Source organism: Streptomyces sp. NBC_00322 (genome assembly GCF_036147535.1).
Classification (GTDB): domain Bacteria; phylum Actinomycetota; class Actinomycetes; order Streptomycetales; family Streptomycetaceae; genus Streptomyces.
This window is the reverse complement of sequence record NZ_CP108019.1, coordinates 7,884,845-7,904,648: the sequence shown is the minus strand read 5'-3', so window position 1 is coordinate 7,904,648 and position 19,804 is coordinate 7,884,845. Positions and strand designations below refer to the sequence as shown.

General features: G+C 70.1%; 20 protein-coding genes and 1 pseudogene. 15 read left to right on the top strand and 6 right to left on the bottom strand.

Features of this window, described 5'->3' with window-relative positions:
- Window positions 1-21 precede the first annotated feature (21 nt).
- The gene (locus tag OG905_RS36060; protein WP_328681100.1) at window positions 22-1,299 is read right to left on the bottom strand and encodes a DUF2254 family protein; all 1,278 of its coding nucleotides are present in this window, start codon (window positions 1,297-1,299) and stop codon (window positions 22-24) included.
- Between the two features lie 253 nt (window positions 1,300-1,552).
- On the opposite strand from OG905_RS36060, the gene OG905_RS36055 reads away from it, so the two are divergent.
- A complete protein-coding gene (locus OG905_RS36055) occupies window positions 1,553-1,789 on the top strand; it encodes a hypothetical protein (RefSeq protein WP_328681099.1) in 237 nt (78 codons plus the stop codon).
- A 233-nt stretch (window positions 1,790-2,022) separates the two neighbouring features.
- On the opposite strand, the gene OG905_RS36050 is transcribed toward OG905_RS36055, so the two are convergent.
- On the bottom strand, window positions 2,023-4,407 hold the full coding sequence (locus OG905_RS36050; protein WP_328681096.1) for a phosphoketolase family protein: 2,385 nt from the start codon (window positions 4,405-4,407) through the stop codon (window positions 2,023-2,025).
- Between the two features lie 23 nt (window positions 4,408-4,430).
- Between OG905_RS36050 and ppk2 the strand changes: the two genes are divergently transcribed.
- Both ppk2 and OG905_RS36040 read left to right on the top strand, forming a co-directional pair.
- Complete coding sequence (gene ppk2 / locus OG905_RS36045) at window positions 4,431-5,252, top strand: polyphosphate kinase 2 (RefSeq protein WP_328681094.1); 822 nt, start codon at window positions 4,431-4,433, stop codon at window positions 5,250-5,252.
- A 293-nt stretch (window positions 5,253-5,545) separates the two neighbouring features.
- Window positions 5,546-6,052: a flavodoxin domain-containing protein gene (locus OG905_RS36040; protein WP_328681091.1), complete on the top strand. Its 507-nt coding sequence runs from the start codon at window positions 5,546-5,548 to the stop codon at window positions 6,050-6,052.
- 101 nt (window positions 6,053-6,153) lie between these two features.
- Here the strand turns inward: OG905_RS36040 and OG905_RS36035 are convergent, their stop codons facing one another.
- Window positions 6,154-6,612: a cyclic nucleotide-binding domain-containing protein gene (locus OG905_RS36035; RefSeq protein ID WP_443044108.1), complete on the bottom strand. Its 459-nt coding sequence runs from the start codon at window positions 6,610-6,612 to the stop codon at window positions 6,154-6,156.
- A 210-nt stretch (window positions 6,613-6,822) separates the two neighbouring features.
- Between OG905_RS36035 and OG905_RS36030 the strand changes: the two genes are divergently transcribed.
- On the top strand, window positions 6,823-7,926 hold the full coding sequence (locus OG905_RS36030; protein ID WP_328681087.1) for a zinc-dependent alcohol dehydrogenase family protein: 1,104 nt from the start codon (window positions 6,823-6,825) through the stop codon (window positions 7,924-7,926).
- 75 nt (window positions 7,927-8,001) lie between these two features.
- Window positions 8,002-8,655 (top strand): DUF4389 domain-containing protein, encoded by a 654-nt coding sequence (locus tag OG905_RS36025; protein WP_328681085.1) that lies wholly within the window; start codon window positions 8,002-8,004, stop codon window positions 8,653-8,655.
- A gap of 51 nt (window positions 8,656-8,706) precedes the next feature.
- Here OG905_RS36025 and OG905_RS36020 read toward each other — a convergent pair whose 3' ends face one another.
- Window positions 8,707-9,582, bottom strand: a complete 876-nt coding sequence (locus OG905_RS36020) for a universal stress protein (protein WP_328681083.1) — start codon at window positions 9,580-9,582, stop codon at window positions 8,707-8,709.
- Window positions 9,583-10,189: 607 nt separating this feature from the next.
- Here OG905_RS36020 and OG905_RS36015 point away from each other — a divergent pair.
- From OG905_RS36015 to OG905_RS35980, 8 genes and pseudogenes are all read left to right on the top strand, one after another.
- The gene (locus OG905_RS36015) at window positions 10,190-10,858 is read left to right on the top strand and encodes a hypothetical protein (protein ID WP_328681080.1); all 669 of its coding nucleotides are present in this window, start codon (window positions 10,190-10,192) and stop codon (window positions 10,856-10,858) included.
- 193 nt (window positions 10,859-11,051) lie between these two features.
- On the top strand, window positions 11,052-12,044 hold the full coding sequence (gene dhaK / locus OG905_RS36010) for a dihydroxyacetone kinase subunit DhaK (RefSeq protein WP_328681078.1): 993 nt from the start codon (window positions 11,052-11,054) through the stop codon (window positions 12,042-12,044).
- Between the two features lie 38 nt (window positions 12,045-12,082).
- Entirely contained in the window at window positions 12,083-12,697 is a 615-nt protein-coding gene (dhaL, locus tag OG905_RS36005; protein WP_328681076.1) for a dihydroxyacetone kinase subunit DhaL, read from the top strand.
- Window positions 12,694-13,104, top strand: a complete 411-nt coding sequence (locus tag OG905_RS36000; RefSeq protein ID WP_328681075.1) for a PTS-dependent dihydroxyacetone kinase phosphotransferase subunit DhaM — start codon at window positions 12,694-12,696, stop codon at window positions 13,102-13,104. The genes dhaL and OG905_RS36000 overlap by 4 nt, the downstream gene beginning before the upstream one ends.
- A 32-nt stretch (window positions 13,105-13,136) precedes the next feature.
- Window positions 13,137-13,278: pseudogene (locus OG905_RS35995) on the top strand (GTP-binding protein); the annotation flags it as partial.
- A 335-nt stretch (window positions 13,279-13,613) separates the two neighbouring features.
- Window positions 13,614-14,156 carry a hypothetical protein gene (locus OG905_RS35990; protein WP_328681073.1) on the top strand — a complete coding sequence of 181 codons (543 nt, stop codon included), beginning with the start codon at window positions 13,614-13,616 and terminating at the stop codon, window positions 14,154-14,156.
- A 15-nt stretch (window positions 14,157-14,171) separates the two neighbouring features.
- Complete coding sequence (locus OG905_RS35985) at window positions 14,172-14,804, top strand: class F sortase (RefSeq protein ID WP_328681071.1); 633 nt, start codon at window positions 14,172-14,174, stop codon at window positions 14,802-14,804.
- A 119-nt stretch (window positions 14,805-14,923) separates the two neighbouring features.
- Window positions 14,924-15,139 (top strand): hypothetical protein, encoded by a 216-nt coding sequence (locus tag OG905_RS35980; RefSeq protein WP_142215680.1) that lies wholly within the window; start codon window positions 14,924-14,926, stop codon window positions 15,137-15,139.
- Between the two features lie 19 nt (window positions 15,140-15,158).
- Here OG905_RS35980 and OG905_RS35975 read toward each other — a convergent pair whose 3' ends face one another.
- Window positions 15,159-16,181 carry an alpha/beta fold hydrolase gene (locus OG905_RS35975; RefSeq protein WP_328681067.1) on the bottom strand — a complete coding sequence of 341 codons (1,023 nt, stop codon included), beginning with the start codon at window positions 16,179-16,181 and terminating at the stop codon, window positions 15,159-15,161.
- Between the two features lie 146 nt (window positions 16,182-16,327).
- On the opposite strand from OG905_RS35975, the gene nagB reads away from it, so the two are divergent.
- Window positions 16,328-17,110 carry a glucosamine-6-phosphate deaminase gene (nagB, locus tag OG905_RS35970; protein ID WP_328681065.1) on the top strand — a complete coding sequence of 261 codons (783 nt, stop codon included), beginning with the start codon at window positions 16,328-16,330 and terminating at the stop codon, window positions 17,108-17,110.
- A 264-nt stretch (window positions 17,111-17,374) separates the two neighbouring features.
- On the opposite strand, the gene OG905_RS35965 is transcribed toward nagB, so the two are convergent.
- The gene (locus OG905_RS35965) at window positions 17,375-17,878 is read right to left on the bottom strand and encodes an NUDIX domain-containing protein (protein WP_443044027.1); all 504 of its coding nucleotides are present in this window, start codon (window positions 17,876-17,878) and stop codon (window positions 17,375-17,377) included.
- A gap of 429 nt (window positions 17,879-18,307) precedes the next feature.
- Between OG905_RS35965 and OG905_RS35960 the strand changes: the two genes are divergently transcribed.
- Window positions 18,308-19,633, top strand: coding sequence for a globin domain-containing protein (locus OG905_RS35960; RefSeq protein ID WP_328681061.1), 1,326 nt, complete (start codon window positions 18,308-18,310; stop codon window positions 19,631-19,633).
- Window positions 19,634-19,804: the final 171 nt, after the last annotated feature.

The window sequence follows — 19,804 nt, the reverse complement described above, 5'->3', positions numbered from 1 at the left end:
CTTTGCGAAATTTGCCCCGCACTATGGCGTTTTCTCGGCGTACGGCTCCCAGTGCAGCGGGTAGTCCTCGGCCCCGGCGTCCTCCACCCAGCGCAGCCGGTCGCTCACCAGGGGACGCCGCTCGGCCGGGCACGCCTCCAGCAGCCGCCGCAGCATCGTGCGGATCCTGAGCAGCACCATGGGTGAATTGACGGCGGCAACGGTGATGTCGTCGACCGAGATGGTCACATACCGCTCCCATGCGGGCACCGGGACGATCACCCTGACGGTTCCGCCGGCGTCGGCGACCCGGCCGATGTCCAGGTCGCGGTCCGCGAGGCGGATCAGCAGGTCCTCGATGTGGTCCAGCACCTGTACGGAGGTGGCGGGATCGTTGACCGCGGGCGAGAGCGCCTTGAGCGCGATGTCGGCCAGCAGCCGGAAGGGGAATTCGGGGTCCTGGGCGAAGCTGCGCTCCTCGCCGGTCAGCAGCGCCCCGCGCAGCACCTCCTCGGGCAGCTCCCCGCCCCGCACCTCGGCGAGCGCCATCCCGCGCGCCATCATGGCGCCCACCGACTGACGCAGGGTGATCACGCAGCCGTACTGCTTCGCCACGGCGACCAGCGCGGGCACATCGATCTGTTGGAGGACCGCCGCGCGCCCGGTCCACCGTACGGTGACGGCCTTTCCCGGGCCGGGCGGTGCACCGGCAGCGGGCGCGGCGTCCCCGTACGGCTTCGTGTACAGCACATCGAATACGTGGTGCGCCCGTGACGTGATGGCCGCCAGCGTGGGTGCCAGCTGGAGGGACTGGAACGCCCTGGTCTGAAGGTTGCGCATCAGGAGCAGTGCCACCAGCGCGAGCAGCACAGCCACCCACGGCAGAAAGGCCGACACCCTCTGCTCTGTCCCGATCGCCAGCCCCGCGGTCATCGAGAAGACGAAGACCCCGATGGCGAAGGCGAAGGTCCGCCACACGATGGGATCGTCCCGGAACAGGCCGAGACGGGGGCTGAACGTGGTGGCGTTGAACTGCACGACCAGGAACAGCACCGAGTAGATGATGCTCACCAGGCTGACGACGCCGAACCCGACGGTGAAGAGCAGGTTCACCACACGGCCGGCGTCGACCTGCGGCCCCGCCGTCACCTCCGGGACCGCCAGACCGAGGCCAAAGCCCACGACGGCGCAGATCAGCTGGCTCAGCTCCGCGCGCATCGCACGCCGGGGCCGGTGGAAGAGCCCGGGGGGCCGCCTCCGCCCCCATGGCCGCGTCCGGGCGCCGCGGGGTTCGCCACCATGGTCCGCTCGCTCGGCCATCCGGCCTCCTACCGGTCTCGGACGACGCATCGAAAGCCCGGGTGAGGGGTCATCACACCGCCCGGTTCACGTATCGGAAGGCTGAGTTCACGGTACGAAAGGACCGTCCACGCCGCGCGCCGGACACTCGATCGGCCCAATCGCGAACGCCCCCGCCAGGACATTTACCGTGCGAGCCCGCAGGCTGAGGCGTGAGAGTCCCGGACGAGGCACCGGGAGCACCGGACAGGCGCGCATCCCCAGGAGGCCGCTCATGACCGCAGCCGGCGGACTCGCCCTCATCGCCCTCGGAGCAATACTCAGGTTCATCGTCACCTGGCACCTCGGCTGGGTCGACGTCGATGTCCTCGGCTCCGGCTTCATGATCGCGGGCGCTGCCGCGCTCGCCTTCGGCACCGTCATGGCCTTCAGCAGAGAGCGCCGCATCGCGCGCCGCGTCAGGTCCCATTCCTACGAGCAGCGCTGGTACGACGAGCCGCCCCAGTCGTGACGTGACCGAATCGCGCTCTGGCAGGGCGGGCACCGGGGCCACACTGTCGACTGCCGCCCCGCGGGCAGCTGCGGACTGGTCGCCTACTCCTCACGGGTCCGCGGGCCCGATTCCGTACGGGCACGGCTGACCTTCGACCCGGACCAGCCGCTTCCCTGAGCCTCGAAACGCCGGGCTCTCAGGCCGATTCGAGCGGGAGCCCGGCGTCCGCCCGCGCCCATGCGCTGTCGCGATCAGCCGGTCCAGGTCCAGTCGGCGACCTCCGGGAGGTCGGTGCCGTGCTCGCGGATCCAGGCGTGGTGGCGGGTGCGCGTGTCCGCCATCTCCTGGCGTACTGCCACGGCCCGTACACCGAGCCCGGGGACCCGGTCGATGACATCCATGACGAGCCGGTACCGGTCCAGGTCGTTGCGTACGACCATGTCGAAGGGCGTCGTCGTCGTGCCCATCTCCTTGTAGCCGCGGACGTGGAGGTTGGGGTGGCCCGCCCGGCGGTAGGCCAGGCGGTGGATCAGCCAGGGGTAGCCGTGATACGCGAAGATCACCGGCTTGTCCCGGGTGAACAGCCCGTCGTACTCGAAGTCCGCCATCCCGTGCGGGTGTTCCTCCTGGGGCATCAGCCTCGTCATGTCGACAACGTTGACGACGCGCACCGCGAGGTCGGGCAAGTGCCGGCGCAGCAGCTGCGTGGCGGCCAGCACCTCCAGGGTGGGCACGTCGCCTGCGCAGCCGAGGACGACGTCCGGTTCACGTTCGTGGTTCGTACCCGCCCAGTCCCAGATCCCGGCTCCGCGTGCGCAGTGGGCGCGGGCCTGGTCCATCGACAGCCAGTCGAAGCAGGGCTGTTTGCCCGCGACGATGACGTTGACGTAGTCGCGGCTGTGCAGGACATGGTCGGCGACGGACAGCAGGGTGTTGGCGTCCGGCGGCAGGTAGACCCGTACGACCTCGGGGCTCTTGTTGAGGACATGGTCGACGAAGCCGGGATCCTGGTGCGAGAAGCCGTTGTGGTCCTGCCGCCAGACGTGCGAGGTGAGCAGGTAGTTGAGGGAGGCGACAGGCGCACGCCACGGCAGCGACCGGGCGGTCCTGAGCCACTTGATGTGCTGGTTGACCATCGAGTCGACGATGTGGACGAACGCCTCGTAGCAGGAGAACAGTCCGTGCCGGCCGGTGAGCAGATAGCCCTCCAGCCAGCCCTGGCACAGATGCTCGGAGAGCACCTCCATGACCCGGCCGTCGTGGGTGAGGTGTTCGTCGGTGGCCCTGGTCTGTGCCTGCCACGCCTTGCCGGTGACGTCGAAGAGTGCGTCGAGGCGGTTGGACGCGGTCTCGTCCGGTCCGACGACACGGAAGTCCCGGCGTTCGGCCGTGTCGGCCATGATCTGTGCGAGAAGGCCGCCCAGTACGCGGGTGGGTTCGTGCACGGTCGCACCCGGCTTGTCGACGGGGACGGCGAAGTGTTCCAGCGGGGCTACGGGCAGATCCCGGACGAGAACGCCGCCATTGGCGTGCGGCGTGGAGCCGAGTCGCCGCTCGCCCCCGGGGACGCAGGCCAGCACCTGCGGGCTCGGCCTGCCCGAGGCGTCGAAGAGCTCTTCGGGACGGTACGAGCGCAGCCAAGCCTGCAGCTGGGCGAGGTGCTGAGGGTTGTCCCGTACGCCGGAGAGGGGGACTTGGTGGGAGCGCCAGGTTCCTTCGACGGGGACCCCGTCGACCTCGTGGGGCCCGGTCCAGCCCTTCGGCGTACGGAGCACGATCATCGGCCAGCGCGGCCGTTGCCGCTCTCCCCCGCTGCGCGCTTGCTGCTGGATCCCTTCGATGCGGTCCAGCGCCTCGTCCATCGCCGCGGCCATCGCCCGGTGCACCTGCTCCGGTTCGTCGCCGGTGACGTGGAGCGGCTGATGGCCGTATCCACGCAGCAGATCGTCGAGTTCTGCCTCGGGCAGCCGGGACAGGACCGTCGGGTTGGCGATCTTGTAGCCGTTGAGGTGGAGGATCGGCAGCACCGCGCCGTCGCCCGCCGGGTCGAGGAATTTGTTGGAGTGCCAGGAGGCGGCCAGCGGTCCGGTCTCGGCCTCGCCGTCGCCGATCACACAGGCGACCAGGAGCTCCGGATTGTCGAGCGCCGCGCCGTAGGCGTGGGCGAGAGAGTAGCCGAGCTCCCCGCCCTCGTGGATGGAGCCGGGCGTCTCGGGTGCGACGTGGCTGGGCACACCACCGGGGAACGAGAACTGCCGGAAGAGCCGTTCCATACCTGCCGCGTCCCGGCTGACGTCCGGATAGACGGCGCTGTAGCTGCCTTCCAGCCAGGCGTTCGCGAGGACGGCGGGTCCCCCGTGGCCCGGACCCCAGATGCACAGGGCGGACAGATCACGGGCCTTGATGACCCGGTTGAGATGCGTGTGGACGAGATTGAGACCGGGTGAGGTACCCCAATGGCCCAGCAGCCGCGGCTTGATGTGCGCGGGCCGAAGCTCCTCGGTCAGCAGGGGGTTGCCCATCAGATAGATCTGTCCGACCGCGAGGTAGTTGGCGGCCCGCCAGTGCGCGTCGAGCGCTTTCAGCTCCTCGGCGCCCAGCTCCGTGCGGTCCTTGACCTTGACCTTGCGCGTCATCAATTCCTCCATAAGGTCGTTGCATGGCAGTCAAGAAGGGGTCGGCGCGGCCGGCGAGAGTGCCGCGTGAGCTGTACGAACGCGAGCTGTACCGGTTGCAGACGGAACTGGTGAAACTCCAGGAGTGGGTGCGGGCCGAGGGCGCCCGCCTCGTTGTCGTCTTCGAAGGGCGCGACGCGGCCGGCAAGGGCGGCACCATCAAGCGGGTCGCGGAACATCTCAATCCGCGCATGGCGCGCATCGTCGCGCTCCCCAAGCCCAGCGAGCGCGAGCGCAGCCAGTGGTACTTCCAGCGCTACGCCGCACATCTTCCCGCCGCCGGGGAAATGGTCCTCTTCGACCGGAGCTGGTACAACCGGGCCGGTGTCGAGCACGTCATGGGCTTCTGTACCAAGGAAGAGCACCAGCGCTTCCTCCACCAGTGCCCGATCTTCGAGCGGATGCTGGTGGAGGACGGGATCCTGCTGCGCAAATACTGGTTCTCGGTGAGCGACGCCGAACAGGAGCAGCGGTTCCGCCGGCGGCTCGAGGACCCCACTCGGCGCTGGAAACTCTCGGCCATGGACCTGCAGTCGATCACCCATTGGGAGGCGTACTCCCGGGCGAAGGACGAAATGCTCGTCCACACCGACATCACGGAGGCGCCGTGGTTCGTCGTCGAGAGCGACGACAAGCGCCGGGCACGGCTCAACATGATCGCCCACCTGCTGTCCACCGTGCCCTACCGCGATGTGCCGCCACCGGCGCTGACACTCCCGCCGCGGCCGCCTTCCTCGGGTTATGAGCGGCCGCCGCGGGATCTGCAGACCTACGTGCCCGATCATGCGGCGGGGCTCATGGGCTGAGGCGTCCCGGCCACCAAGGGCTGTTCCATGATGTCCATCCCCTTTCGCGCGACTTCGAGTGAAGTCCCTGTCCGTACGGTCGCACCGGGGGCCCGCCCCGGTGGAGGGGCGGTTCGGCCCTTGTCGGGGACCTTTGGCCCCCTCGTGTGACCGAGCAGCCCATGGGGCTCGGGCATCCCTCCGCGGAGGCTGGAGCTGAGGCAGCCCCCGGCTCAGCCATCGGTCGGCCGAGACGGCCGTGCGCAGAGCGGCTGCGCACGTTCTGAGCCCGCGATCCGAGAGGAGAATCAGCCATGACCGCGAACGTGCTGGTCGCGTACGCCACGAAGAACCAGTCGACCGCCGCGATCGCCCGCACGATCGCCGAAACCCTCGACGAACAGGGCGTGCCGGCCGTGGCCCGTCCCGCCGGCGAAGTGCTCGACGTCGGCGATTACGACGCCGTGGTGCTCGGCAGCGCCCTGTACGCGGGCCGCTGGCTCAGGCCGGCGCGCGGCTTCGCCCGGCGCCATCAACGCGCGCTCACCGGACGCCCGGTGTGGCTGTTCAGCAGCGGCCCACTGGACGCGTCCGCGCACGAACGCGACATCCCCGCGGTGCGCGGTGCCGTTCGCGTCGCCGAGCGGCTCGGCGCCCGCGGACACGTCACCTTCGGCGGCCGGCTCGACGAAGGCGCGACGGGAAGGATCGCGAGAATGCTGCTCCGGCAGGGCCGCGGCGGGGACTTCCGCGACGAGGAGCAGATCAGGTCCTGGGCCCGCGACATCGCCAAGGAACTCAACCTCGAAGGGGCCCCCTGACGAAACCGGCCCGCACAGCGTGAGCGACGTGCTCCGTGACGGGCGGCCGACGGGACGGCGGGGCCGCCGGCCGGGTCCTGACGACGCCTCCTCGTCGGCTCTCAGTACTCCTGCCGCCCATCCCCGCCGCCCGAGGGCCCGTACAGGTCGAGCAGCCGACCGCGGGCAGACTGCAACCGGTGCGCGATCACCTCGGCGACGCGGTGCGTGAGGACCCGGTCGAACTCCGGATCCTCGTCGCACAGGGTTCGTACCCTCACGGCGTCGAATTCCATGGCCCGGACCGGAGTGGCCGCCCGGGCGCCCAGATGCCAGTTGCGCGGCGGGAACAGCCAGGACCAGCCCAGCAGATCTCCCGGGCCGAGCTGCTCGACGACGGCAGCCCGCCGACCCGGCACATGCAGGTCGAGATCGACGGCCCCGGTGCGGATGATCCAGAAGTGGTCGGCGCGGCCGCCTTCCTCGAAGATGCGTGCATTGGCCGGGAACGCCTTCTCCTCGGCAAGTTCCATCAGCCTGTCCCGGCCTTCCGGTGGCAGGACGCTCAGCAGCGTGGACATCGTGGTCATTGCCGTCTCCGTCCCTCGGGGCCGCGTCAGGGGCCGAGGTGGTCGTCTTCAACCTTGCACCCAGCTTGCGCGGACGGCGAGGCAACCCGGCAGGGGCCCGGAGGCCCCGCGCTTGGGCCGGACGGCCCCTGTGCGCCCCGCACCACGCGGAACACGCTGGTCGGGAAGGGATCAGGCGCAGCACATGAGGAGAGGAACACCATGAAAGCACTCGTTTTCCATGGCCCGGGCCAGGCCTCATGGGACAAGGTGGCGGATCCGGGTATCCAGGAGCCGACGGACATCGTCGTCCGGGTCGACACCACGACGATCTGCGGAACGGATCTGCACATCCTCAAGGGCGACGTACCCGAGGTGACCCCCGGCACGGTCCTCGGACACGAAGCCGTCGGCGAGGTCGTCGAGGCGGGCAGTGACGTCCGCACCATCCGCCCCGGGGACCGGGTGCTCGTCTCCTGCATCTCCCCCTGCGGCCGCTGCCGTTACTGCCGCGAGCAGATGTACGGGCAGTGCCGCGGCAACGGCGGATGGGTGCTCGGCCACCTGATCGACGGCACGCAGGCCGAGTACGTACGTGTTCCCTTCGCCGACTTCTCCGTCCACCCGCTGCCCGCGGCGGTGCACAGCAGCGACGCCGTACTGCTGTCCGACATCTTCCCCACCGCGTACGAGGTGGGGGTGCTCAACGGAGGTGTGCTGCCGGGCGACACCGTCGTGGTCGTCGGGGCCGGACCGATCGGACTCGCCACCATCGCGACGGCGCGGCTGTTCTCCCCCGGCAGGATCATCGCCGTGGATCTGGCCGAGTCCCGGCTGGACGCCGCTCGTGAACTCGGCGCGGACGCCGTCGTCAACGCGGCGGAAGGACCACAGTCGCTGGTCTCGGACCTGACCGAGGGGCTCGGGGCGGATGTGGCCGTCGAGGCCGTCGGTGTCCCCGAGACCTTCGAACTCTGCACCCGCGTGGTCCGGCCGGGAGGCCGCGTGGCGAATGTGGGCGTGCACGGTAAGCCCGCGACGCTTCACCTGGAAGAGCTCTGGATCAAGAACGTGACCATCAGGACCGGTCTCGTGGACACGTACTCCACACCGGTGCTGCTGGGCATGCTGGCGGCCGGCCGGCTGCCGACGTCCGCTCTCGCGACCCATCGCTTCGAGCTCGCACAGATCGAGGAGGCGTACGACGTCTTCTCCAAGGCGGCCGACACGGGCGCGCTGAAAGTCGTCCTCGGCAGTCCGGAACACAAGGACGTGGAGCCTCTTCCGGGGGCCGCCGGGCACCACCCGCGGCCGGCTTCCGCATGACCGGGGCGCCCGGCGCGCGCAAGCTGGAATCAGCCCTTGATCTGCGAGGGCCCGTGTAGGAAGGAGCTGACAGCCATGACGACGACTCCGGCGGCGTACGACCCGGTGAGAGTGGATGCGGTGCTCGAGGCACCGCTGTCACGCTGGATCTGGCTGGTGAAGTGGCTGATGCTGATCCCGCACTACATCGTGCTGTTCTTCCTCTGGATAGCCGTCTTCCTGGTCAGCGTGGTCGCTTTCTTCGCCATTCTGATCACGGAGCGTTATCCCCGGCCGCTGTTCGACTTCACCCTCGGAGTGCTGCGCTGGACCTGGCGGGTCTCGTACTACGGATACGGAGCGCTGGCCACCGACCGCTACCCGCCGTTCAGCCTCGGCGAGGAGCCCGGCTATCCGGCCCGACTGGACATCGCCTATCCGGAGCGGCTGTCTCGGGGCCTCGTCCTGGTGAAATGGTGGCTGCTCGCCATTCCGCAGTACATCGTGATCGGCTTCTTCGCGGGCGGCTTCCACGCCGGCTGGTGGGACGGGGGGCTCATCGCCCTGCTGGCCGTCATCGCCGGTGTCATTCTCGCCTTCACCGAGAAGTACCCGAGGGACATTTTCGACTTCGTCATGGGTCTCAACCGGTGGGTTCTGCGGGTCGCCGCGTATGCGCTCCTGATGACCGACGCCTACCCACCCTTCAGGCTGGACATGGGCGGTACCGACCCGGCGCCCCTGCGCTGAGCGTGCGCGGCCACCACCGCTGCCACTGCCCGCAGCGCGGCGATCACGCGCTCACACGCGCTGCGGTACGACGGCCACGGGGCATGCGGCGTGGTGGAGTGCGGCGTGGGCCAGCCGGCCGAGCTGGAGGCCGAAATATCCCTGCCTGCGCCGGGCTCCGACGATCAGCAGGTCCGCGGCGGCCGAACGGTCGAGCAGCACCTTACGGGCCTGCCCCTCCAGCGTGGTCCGGCGCACGAGGACATCCGGGTGATCGTCCACAGCACCGCCCAGCGCCTCGTCGACCACAGTGGCAGCCCGCATCTCGTGGTACGCGGCCGCGTCGCCGATGAGCAGCGAATGGTCGGTCGTCTCGTGTGCGGGGCAGCGCCAGGCTCGCACGGCATCGAGCGTGCAGCCACGCGCCGCCGCCTCGCGGAAGGCGAAGTCCACCGCGCCGGATCCGCGGGCGGCCTCGCCGATGCCCAGCAGGATCCGCCCATGACCGGCCGACTGGGCCGCTGCTTCGCCCCGTACGACGATCACCGGGCAGCTTGCACCTGCCGCCACCGCCAGACTCACCGAGCCGAGCAGCAGACCGGCGAGTTCCCCGCGGCCCCGTGATCCGGTGACGACCGCGAAGGCGTTGTGCCCCTCCGTCAGCAGCGCGGTCGCCGCCTCCTCGGGCAGCACCGCGGTGGTCACCTTCACGTCCGGGTCGCGCCGGTGGGCGCGCTCCGCGGCGGTGGCGACGATGCTGTCCGCGAGCACCTCGTCGGTGGGGCGGCCGAGGCTGTACGCGGGCGTCTGCCCTTCGTAACGCTCCCAGAGGGACGCGTACACGAGCCTCAGCGCAAGACCGTGCCGTGCAGCGTCCTCCACCGCCCAGTCCACGGCCTTCAGGCTGGATTCCGAACCGTCCACACCCACGACGAGGGGCAGCTCCATCGTCCCCACCACCTTTCTTCCGGCTGATCGAAGGCGTTGCCTTTGCCACCGTTCCACCGTGCGCCGGGCGGCGAGGAGGGACTCTTCGGCCAGCCCACGTCCGGGACGTTCGGCCCTACGCCGCCGCTCACTGTCCTGCGGGGGGAACCGCTCCCGCCACGGCTTCGGCGCGAAACTGATCACAGCGTCGCACGACGGCCCGGCGTCCACCGCCGGAGTCACCCCAGGGCAGGGCGTGCGCGTGGACGGCCGCGCGGCCGCATCCAGCAGATGCGCGTCCTCGGCGCTCGCCAGGGCCACCTGTCCGGCGTGACACTGGAAGACGGAAGGCGTCCCGACGCTGCGTGCCGAGCGCGGCACGCTTGCTGTCCATCAGGGTCCCGGTGCCGGACACGAAGGCGGGCACCCGGACCATCCCGGTGCGGCATGCCTGAGCGCATATCCGCCAGGAGCCGCACACACCTGCGCGTCCGGAGCGAGGCCGGGCGCGCAGGCGCTTGGTCAGGCCCGGTTTCCGCCTGAGACCGGGACCATTGGGCCCCTGCGCCGTGCAGGGTGCCACCTCACACTGGAGGCATCGGGCACGTATCGGACCTGGGAGGTTCTGATGAGCGCCGACCCGACGACGGATACGGCCAGCGCACCCCTGCTGCTCGACGGGGCGCTGCCGGACTTCCGGTTCACCCGCCTGGAATGCGTGATGATCGCAGCCCCGCCCTCCGCGGTGTACGAGGCCACGCGCGAGCTGGACCTGCTCACCATTCACTCACCGCTGTTCGACATGGTCATGTGGGCGCGCGGGGTACCGGACCGGCTTCGCAGCCGCCCCCTGCCAACGCCGCCGACAATGCGGGTGGCCGATCTCTTCGACGCCACCGACAAGCATGACCAGAATCAGCCTTGGGTGGCGCTCGGCGAGACCCCACGACGGGAACTCGTCTTCGGAGCGGTCGGCAAGGTATGGAAGCCTGCCATCGAATGGCGCCGGATCGAGCCGGAGGCGTTCACCGCCTTCGACGAGCCCGGCTGGGCGAAGATGGCCGCCGCTTTCACCGTTCATCCGTACGGCACGCGGCGCTCCCTGCTGGTCTACGAGGCGCGCACCGCCTGCACCGACCCGGAGTCCACGGCCCGCTTCGGCCGCTACTGGACGCTCGTCTCACCTGGCGTCGGCATCGTCCTGCGGGCCGCGCTGCGGTCGGTCAGGACGGCCGTGGAACACAGGGACAGGCCGGGGCCCGTCCGGGTGGACAGCTCGGAAGGGGCTGAGACGTGATGCCTGTCGTCATTGTGTAGGGGCCACGGCTGCCAACTCGCCGCGGAGCCCGAGGGGGAGCTCAGCCGGGCGAGGGCTCGGGCGCCGGGCTGGGACCGAGGCAACCCGTGCCGCAGTCCGTGCCTCACAGCCGCCTTCCGTCGATACTGGGCTGGGTCGGCAGGCAGCCCGCTCCACTCACCAGGAGGTACCCGTGAGGATGCTCATCAATGTGCCAGAGACCGTCGTCGCCGACGCCCTCCGCGGTATGGCGGCGGCACACCCCGAGTTGTCCGTCGATGTGGAGAACCGGGTGATCGTGCGGCGTGACGCTCCCGTCGCCGGGAAGGTCGGGCTGGTCTCCGGGGGTGGTTCGGGGCACGAGCCGCTGCACGGCGGCTTCGTCGGGCCCGGAATGCTCGCCGCCGCATGCCCGGGAGAGGTCTTCACAAGTCCGGTGCCCGATCAGATGGTGCGGGCGGCCGCCGCCGTCGACAGCGGCGAGGGGGTGCTGTTCATCGTCAAGAACTACACGGGCGACGTCCTCAACTTCGACATGGCCGCCGAGCTCGCCGAGGACGAGGGTGTACGCCTCGCCAAGGTGCTGGTGAACGACGATGTGGCGGTGACCGACAGCCTCTACACGGCGGGCCGGCGCGGCACCGGCGCCACCCTGTTCGTCGAGAAGATCGCCGGTGCGGCCGCCGAGGAGGGCGCGCCGCTGGAGCGGGTCGAGTCGATCGCGCGGCAGGTCAACGAGAATTCCCGCAGTTTCGGCGTCGCGCTCAGCGCCGGCACGACGCCCGCGAAGGGCAGCCCGACCTTCGATCTCCCGCCGGGCGAGCTGGAGTTGGGCATCGGCATCCACGGCGAGCCGGGCCGCGAACGGCGCCCGATGATGACCTCGCGCGAGATCGCGGACTTCGCCGTGAACGCGGTGCTGGAGGATCTGCCGCCGACTTCTCCGGTGATCGTGCTCGTCAACGGCATGGGCGCCACCCCGCTACTGGAGCTGTACGGCTTCAACGCCGAGGTGCAGCGGGTGCTGAGCGAGCGCCGGGTGCCCGTCGTCCGTACCCTCGTCGGGAACTATGTGACGTCGCTCGACATGGCCGGCTGTTCAGTGACGCTCTGCCAGGTCGACGAAGAGCTGCTGCGGTTGTGGGACGCGCCGGTGGAGACGGCCGCCCTGCGCTGGGGCCGCTGAAGCAGCTGTCCCCGAACGACTCACCCCAGGGAGTTCATGTGCTCGACGCCGACTTCTTCCGCCGCTGGCTGACGGCAGCCGCGGCCCGTGTGGACCGTGAGGCGGACCGGCTGACCGAGCTGGATTCGGCGATCGGCGACGCCGACCACGGCACCAACATGCAGCGCGGGTTCACGGCGGTGATCGCGGTCCTGGAGAAGGAGGAACCGCAGACGCCCGGGGCCGTACTGACCCTGGCGGGGCGGCAGTTGATCTCGACGGTGGGCGGGGCGTCGGGTCCGCTGTACGGGACGCTGCTGCGGCGTACGGGCAAGGCGCTCGGCGACGACGCCGAGGTGACGCCCGGGCAGCTTGCCGATGCCCTGCGCACGGGAGTGGCGGCGGTCGCACAGCTCGGCGGGGCCAAGGCCGGGGACAAGACGATGCTGGACGCGCTGGAGCCGGCGGTGGGGGCACTCGGCGACAGCATCGATTCGTTGGCGGCCGCACGCGAGGCGGCCGAGGCGGGCGCGCTCGCGACCGTACCGCTGCAGGCGCGCAAGGGCAGGGCCAGCTATCTGGGCGAGCGCAGCATCGGGCACCAGGACCCGGGCGCGACCTCATCGGCGCTGCTGATCGCGGCACTTGCGGAGGCCGCGGAGGTAGCGGGATGAGCGAGGGCAAGCCGGTAGGGATCGTCCTGGTCTCGCACAGCAAGGAGGTGGCGGCGGCCGTCGCCGAACTGGCCAAGGGACTCGCGGGCGGCGGCCCGACCGCCCCCGTCGCCCCGGCGGGCGGTACGCCCGACGGCGGCCTCGGCACCAGCTCGGAGCTGATCTCGGCGGCCGCGGCCTCGGTGGACGGGGGCACGGGGGTGGCCGTACTCGTGGATCTGGGCAGTGCCGTACTGACGGTGAAGGCGCTGCTGGCCGAGGGCGACGAACTCCCGGACGGGACACGGCTGGTGGACGCACCCTTCGTGGAGGGCGCGGTGGCCGCGGTGGTGACCGCGTCGGCGGGCGGGGATCTCGACGCGGTCGAGGCCGCGGCCTCGGAGGCGTACGACTACCGGAAGGTGTGAGCCCGGGGCGGCGCGGGGCGGCAGGCCGGGAGTTCGTCACCGAGGGGATGGACAGCGGCGCCTACGGCGAGGTCCTGCGCTCCAAGGGTTCTTCACGCGGCCGGGCGCGAGCAGGTCGCCGGTCTGTGGTCGCAGGCGGGCGCCGTCGCCCGTTGCGAGCCCTCGGGCAATCGTCGGCGCGGCGAAGACGGGACCGTGGCACGATCCCTTCCCGGCCCGGGACGTGCACCTCACCGAGGAACACCTTCCGAACGGGTGACGCCGTCACCCCGGTGGCCCCCGCCGTCGCGGCGCAGGAGTCGGTTCGGCCGGGGCGCCCGGGCATGCCGGGTGACCTGGCACGACCGTTACGGCCGCGGCGCCCGACGGGGGTGACACGCCGCTCACATACGCCCCGCGCCACATGCGCCACCCCCGTCGGCCCTCCTAGCGTCAGTCTCAACGAGGGGCATTTATCCCATTTCACCGAATCTTCCGCCATAGCTCCTCGGGAACATGGAGAACTGACCATGCGTGCGATACGTGTCGCCTCCCTCGCCCTGATCGGCACCGCCGCGCTGGCTCTCGGCGCCCCGGCCGCCCTCGCCGACGACGGGAGCAGCATCACCTCATTCGGCTCCACCCTCCCGCCCACGACCGCCGCGCCGGGCGACACCGAGACGCTCAACGCCACCGAGTGCGAGGCCGAGTACGACCTCACCTCGGAATGCCTGGGCGGGACGGGCACCGCTCCCCTCACCGCCGCCGACGGCTCGGACCTGCACACCGGGCCGACGGAGTTCGCGGAACCGACGGATACGACCGGAGCGACCGATACGGCCGAAACGACCGGCAAGGCTGAGCCCGCCAAGCCCATGGAGCCCGTCGAACCCGCCAAGCCTGCCAAGTCCTTCAGGCCCGTCAAGCCCGGCGGAGGCGTGAAGGGCGGCACCGGCGGCAGCTTCGCCGATCTGAGCCCCACACAGATCGGCGTCGGCTCCGCGCTCATCGCGGGCGCGCTCGCCGGTGGCGGTGTCCTGATGCTGCGCCGCCCCACCCAGAACTGCAGCTGACCCAAGGGAAGGCCCATGCCCACGTCCAGCAGACGCGGCACCTGGTTCACGCTCGCCTGTGTCCTGCTGCTCGGGCTCTTTCTCGTACGCAACGGAGCAGGCGCGGCGACCGGCGGCCCACCCCAGCCCGCCGCCGCCGCCGCGGCGCACAAGAGCGTGGCCGACCCTCTGCCGGCGGCGCCCGGCCCGCTCCCCCATTCCCCACCGCGCCGGATCGCCGTCCCGTCGCTCCGGGTCGACGCCCCGCTGACCGAGGTCGGCCTCGACGCCGACGGCTGGGTCGACGCGCCGCCGCTGCAGAACAGCAATCTCGCCGGCTGGTACCGGGGCGCGGTCAGCCCTGGCGAACGGGGCACGTCCGTCGTCGTCGGCCATGTCGACAACGCGGCGGGCCCGGCCGTCTTCTACTCGCTCGGCTCGCTCCAGCGGGGCAGCCGCATCGAGATCCTGCGTGGCGACGGGCGTACGGCGGTGTTCGCCGTCTACGCCGTCCAGGTGTTCGCCAAGAAGAGCTTCCCCGCGGAGCGGATCTACCGGGACACGCCTCGGCCGGAGCTGCGGGTCATCACCTGCGGCGGCGGATACACGAAGAAGACCGGTTACGACGGGAACGTCGTGGCGTCCGCCCGGCTGACCGAGGTGCGCTGAGGTCCTGCCGAAGCTCCGCCATAGCCGACCGACGACGGCGAGGGACACGTCGTCGGTGCCCACCCGGCGTGCGCCCGCCGCGCCGCTGTCCTGTCAGTCCGGGCTGGCAGACTGGAGCCATGTCCGCTCCCCGTCGTCGCTGCCCCGTGTGCCGCCGTGAAATCGCCGTCGTCGCCGGGCGGTTCGCCCGCCATGACCCTGCGGGCGCGCGGACTGCGGCCGAGCTCGTCTCCTGTCCCGGATCCCGGCGTCAGGCGCCGCTCGATCCGGCGCTGCAGCCGGATCTCGACGGCGCCGTCGTGCCGGACTTCCCGGGCCAGCTGCCCCTGTTCTGAATCGTTCTGAACCGCGCCTCTACGTCGCGCTGCGCTCGCTCGCCATCCGCAGGTCGCTCTCGCTCTCGCCCCCACGCCCCGCCCGCAGCAGTTCGCGCCAGCGCTCCGTACTCCAGTCGGCCGGCCCGGTCGTCTCGACGAAGTCCTCGACCAGTGCCAGAAAGCGCGCCGGGTCGACGTGAAAGGGAAAGTGGCCTGCGCCCTCGAAGATCTCCAGCCGGCTTCCGGGCATCGCCGCGTGCGCACCGTACGCATGCTCCACCGGCACCACGCTGTCGCGCGATCCCCACAGCAGCATGGTCGGCATCCCCTCGGTGAGATAGCAGCGGTCGAGCATGGTCACGACCTGGCCCCGCCAGTCGACCACCGCCCGCAGCGTGCGGATGAACGCACTGCGCGAGGTGGCGTCCGGCAGCGCGTCCACGAGGTTGAGCAGTTCGGGGGCGTCCTGTCCGAGGTCGGTGTCCAGCCGCCTGATCAGCTCGTTGAAGAGGTTGGTGACCGTGCGCATCCCCGGCAGCGAGAGCGTCGAGAGCAGCAGGTCGGCCCCCGGCAGGGAGACGGCCCGCAGCACGGGGTTGACCTGGCGGCCCACCCCGCCCGCGCTGACCAGGACCAGCCGCTCGGTGCGCTCGGGAAACTGGTAGGCGAACTGCATGGCGACGCCGCCGCCGAACGAGTGACCGACGAGTGTGGCCGAGTCGATGCCCAGCACGCCGAGCAGATCGCGGATGCCGTTCGCATAGGCCGCCACCGAGTAGTCGGCGCGCGGCTTGTCCGAGGCCCCGTGGCCGAGGAGATCAGGTGCGATGACGGTGTATCTGCGTGCCAGTCCCGGAATGAGGTCCACCCAGGTGGCCGAGGAGTCCCCTATGCCGTGGATGAGGAGGAGCGCCGGCCCCTCTCCGGCGATCCGGTACGCGCGGCGGTAGCCGTGCACCACATGGTGGCGCAGCTGTACGTCGCCCTCGCTGACGGAGCGCAGCCTGCTCCGGTCCGATGTGTGCGGTCCGAGGCCGGTGACCACCCGCTCACCTCCCATGGCGTCCTGATCCGAGCGTAGAGGCGCCGTCGCACCGGGGATTTCCGTCAGGTTTCACCCGGGGTACGTCTGCCACGGGCGACAGAAGCCCCTCCCACCAGGTAGATTGGTCTACACCACTTGCGCCTTCAGAGACAGGGATCTTCGTGGAAGTTGTCATCGTTCCGGACTCCGCCGTCGGCGGCGAGCTCATTGCCGAAGCCATGGCCGACCTGCTGCGAAGCAAGCCCGACGCTCTTCTGGGCGTCGCCACGGGATCGACTCCACTGCCCATTTACGAAGCCCTCGCGGCCAAGGTGCGCGCCTTGGAGGTGGACGCCTCCCGGGCCAGGATCTGCCAGCTCGACGAGTACGTCGGACTGCCGTCCGGACACCCCGAGTCCTACCGTTCGGTCGTCCTGCGCGAGGTGGTCGAACCCCTCGGCCTGACCGAAGCCTCCTTCATGGGACCCGACGGCACCGCCGAGGATGTCGCGGCAGCATGCCTCGCCTATGACCGTGCCCTCGCCGAGTCCGGCGGCGTCGACCTCCAGCTGCTGGGCATCGGCACCGACGGACACATCGGCTTCAACGAGCCCTGCTCGTCCCTCGCCTCCCGCACCCGGATCAAGACGCTGACCCAGCAGACCCGGCAGGACAACGCCCGGTTCTTCAACGGCCTCGACGAGGTCCCCCACCATGTGATCACCCAGGGCATCGGCACCATCCTGGAAGCCCGCCATCTGGTCCTGCTGGCCACCGGCGAGTCGAAGGCCGACGCCGTGGCGCTCGCCGTCGAAGGCCCGCTCTCCGCGCTGGTGCCCGCATCGGCGCTGCAGCTCCACCCGCACGCCACGGTCGTCGTGGACGAGGCGGCGGCCTCCAGCCTCAAGCTCGCCGACTACTTCCGCGCCACCTATGCCGCCAAGCCCGATTGGCAGGGCATCTAGGTCGTGTCTTCAAAGTCCCGTCTGCCTGGCGACGCCTGGCACGCACGCTCACTGCGTTGTCGTCAGTCGCCTACGCTCCGCGTGGACTCCATCCTCCTGAGCCCTAGCACGATAGTTGTCGTTAACCTCCCACCCCGACCTGGCCTTTCTTGAAGCACTGAGCACGATATCTGTCGCCGAATTCGCATCGTTGTTGACGTGTTCCGTGCTTTTTGCAGGCAAGTTGGCCGCAAGCAGGCACCCCAGCCCGAGAAGCGGGCAAGGTCAGGACCGCGCGGTCCGGAACGCGAGATACCGGCTGAAGGCTTCGTGGCTGTCGGGGGTGAAGCGCCACTCCAGCAGGGCCGACCGCAGCTCCGGCTCGGTCAGCCAGCCATGCCAGGCGACCTCATCAGGATCGGCGGCCACGGCGTCCGGCACCACGGCTTCGTGCACGCTGAGCCAGTGAGGGCTCAAACCGCTGCGGTTGAGGAACGTGAACAGCAAGCGCGGCAGCACACGGATGCCCAGCTCTTCGGCCAGCTCCCGTGCGGCGGCCTGTTCATAGGACTCACCGACATCCACGGCGCCACCGACCACGACCTCGTAGAGCCCGGGGAAGCGCGACAGTTGCTCCGACCGCCGGTGAACGAGGATCCGCCCACGCTCATCACGACACACCGTCACGGCGACCCGGTGCAGCCAACCCTCCCGGATGGCCTGCCGGCGGCTGACCACCACCCCCAGCACACGATCTTGATCGTCGACACGCTCCACCAGTTCGTCCACGACGCACACCCTGGCAGAGCCCACTGACAACGCCGCTTCTCGGAGCCCCGTGGAGGCCGACCCAGGAGAACCTGCACCAGGAGGCCGGACGCGGATGACGACAGTTGTCGTGCAAATACGACACCTATCGTGCTCAGGCTCACCTCCGCCTTGCGATCGCACGCACCAGACGCCGCCAGGCCTGCCCTTCGGGCGGACGACGCTACTTTGAAGACACTCCCTAGGGCCTGCCGGGCTCCCGCGCCTCCCGGCCGGAACGGGAATGTTCCAGTCGAGACATAATTCACGCCTCAACAGCTCGACATCGCCCATGAGTTGATACGGTGCGCTGGCTCAGCACTTTTGACGCGCGTTCAGACGGCGCGCAACGACGCCGCCCCCTGACCCCGCGCGGGCGGTCGGTGCTTCACAAGGGCGCGGGGGATACCCATGAACGACGACATCGATGTGGTCAGAGCGAGCCTGGAGCGGGTCAGACGACGGGCCTCCCACGTGGTCCGCTACTTCTACGCGCATCTGTTCAGCCATCATCCGGAGCTGCGCCCGCTGTTTCCGGCCGTGATGGACGATCAGTACGAGCGTCTGTTCACGGCCTTGGTGCATGTCGTGGACCATCTCGACCACCCTGGCCTCCCGGCCCATCTCGAGCGGCTCGGCCGGGATCACCGCAAGTTCGGGATAGTCGACGACGATTACGCGGCGGTGGGCGAGAGTCTCGTCGCCGCCGTCCGGTACCACAGCACGTATTTCTGGGACGACCGGACCGAAGCTGCCTGGAATCGCGTCTACACAGGCGCCGCCGAGGCCATGACCGGCGGCGCCCGGCTGTCTCTCGCCGCGGGCGAGCCAGCCTCGTGGGAGGCCACAGTCGTCTCGCACCGGCTGCACGCCGGGCACACGGCTGTCATCCGTGCCGCTCCGTCGGCCCACTACCCGTGGCTCCCCGGCCAGTACGCCACGATCGAGCACCCCGATCTGCCGGGCGTGTGGCGGCCCTACTCCCTGGCGGGCCACCCCGACCGCGGCGGTGCGCTCGAATTCCATGTCGGCCGGGTCGACGAAGGCCTGTTGAGCAATGTGCTGTGCGACGGCACCGAGCCGGGCCAGATACTCCGGCTGGGCGGCGCCTCGGGCTCCGCGCTGGCCCCGCCGCCCGGCACCCCGGCCGTCACGCTGATCGCCGCCGGTACGGGCTGGGCCCCGGTCAAGTCGGTCCTGGAGGAGTTACTCGCCCGCAAACCCTCGCCCCGTATCCGTGTCGACGTCGTGGCGCGCGGCGAAGCCGACTTCTACGACGGAGACGCACTGGTCGACCTACTGCGTGCCCACCCCTGTCTCAGCGCCTACTGGTGGTGCCAGGAGCGCAACGAGGGCAGGACGCGGGCCGCCGAACGGCTGCAGAGCAATCTGAGCGGGCGCCGGGAGTGGCCTGGCGAGACCGTCTACCTGTGCGGTCCGGTGATGTTCGTCCAGGAGACGGCCGCGCTGCTGTACGAGTCCGGCTTGCCCGCAGAATCGCTTATTCGTGACCCGCTGCCCACCTCGGTGCAACAACGCGGACATGTCTCCCACTCGGAACAGTTCTTCGACCCCCGCCCCGTCATCTGGATCGATCCCGAAGCCCGCACCCGGCCGCTCTGTCTCCCGGCGCCCCGGGCGGCGACGCAGCCGGAGCCCGGGCCGGACGACGGCGGCTGGTTCGAACCGATCAGGAAGCAGGTCAGAGCGCCGGGGTATTCGGCGGCTCCCAGGTGACCGCTCCATCTCCCCGAGGCCGGGCCAGTTGGAAGAACTGCCGCCGTACGGCCGACCGGGCACCCGGAAATCGGGCCTGTAGCCGAGTGCGGGGTTTTGGGAGCGCGGCCTGAGAGCGCTTTCCTCCGATTGCCGAAAGGCGTCCCGAGTTTCGATCATCCACAAACGGGT

Excerpts from the sequence above, each read along its gene's own strand:
- OG905_RS36060 (WP_328681100.1), bottom strand. The coding sequence starts at position 1,299 with ATGGCCGAGCGAGCGGACCATGGTGGCGAACCCCGCGGCGCCCGGACG.
- OG905_RS36055 (WP_328681099.1), top strand. The coding sequence starts at position 1,553 with ATGACCGCAGCCGGCGGACTCGCCCTCATCGCCCTCGGAGCAATACTC.
- OG905_RS36050 (WP_328681096.1), bottom strand. The coding sequence starts at position 4,407 with ATGACGCGCAAGGTCAAGGTCAAGGACCGCACGGAGCTGGGCGCCGAG.
- ppk2 (WP_328681094.1), top strand. The coding sequence starts at position 4,431 with ATGGCAGTCAAGAAGGGGTCGGCGCGGCCGGCGAGAGTGCCGCGTGAG.
- OG905_RS36040 (WP_328681091.1), top strand. The coding sequence starts at position 5,546 with ATGACCGCGAACGTGCTGGTCGCGTACGCCACGAAGAACCAGTCGACC.
- OG905_RS36035 (WP_443044108.1), bottom strand. The coding sequence starts at position 6,612 with ATGTCCACGCTGCTGAGCGTCCTGCCACCGGAAGGCCGGGACAGGCTG.
- OG905_RS36030 (WP_328681087.1), top strand. The coding sequence starts at position 6,823 with ATGAAAGCACTCGTTTTCCATGGCCCGGGCCAGGCCTCATGGGACAAG.
- OG905_RS36025 (WP_328681085.1), top strand. The coding sequence starts at position 8,002 with ATGACGACGACTCCGGCGGCGTACGACCCGGTGAGAGTGGATGCGGTG.
- OG905_RS36020 (WP_328681083.1), bottom strand. The coding sequence starts at position 9,582 with ATGGAGCTGCCCCTCGTCGTGGGTGTGGACGGTTCGGAATCCAGCCTG.
- OG905_RS36015 (WP_328681080.1), top strand. The coding sequence starts at position 10,190 with ATGAGCGCCGACCCGACGACGGATACGGCCAGCGCACCCCTGCTGCTC.
- OG905_RS36000 (WP_328681075.1), top strand. The coding sequence starts at position 12,694 with ATGAGCGAGGGCAAGCCGGTAGGGATCGTCCTGGTCTCGCACAGCAAG.
- OG905_RS35990 (WP_328681073.1), top strand. The coding sequence starts at position 13,614 with ATGCGTGCGATACGTGTCGCCTCCCTCGCCCTGATCGGCACCGCCGCG.
- OG905_RS35985 (WP_328681071.1), top strand. The coding sequence starts at position 14,172 with ATGCCCACGTCCAGCAGACGCGGCACCTGGTTCACGCTCGCCTGTGTC.
- OG905_RS35980 (WP_142215680.1), top strand. The coding sequence starts at position 14,924 with ATGTCCGCTCCCCGTCGTCGCTGCCCCGTGTGCCGCCGTGAAATCGCC.
- OG905_RS35975 (WP_328681067.1), bottom strand. The coding sequence starts at position 16,181 with ATGGGAGGTGAGCGGGTGGTCACCGGCCTCGGACCGCACACATCGGAC.
- OG905_RS35960 (WP_328681061.1), top strand. The coding sequence starts at position 18,308 with ATGAACGACGACATCGATGTGGTCAGAGCGAGCCTGGAGCGGGTCAGA.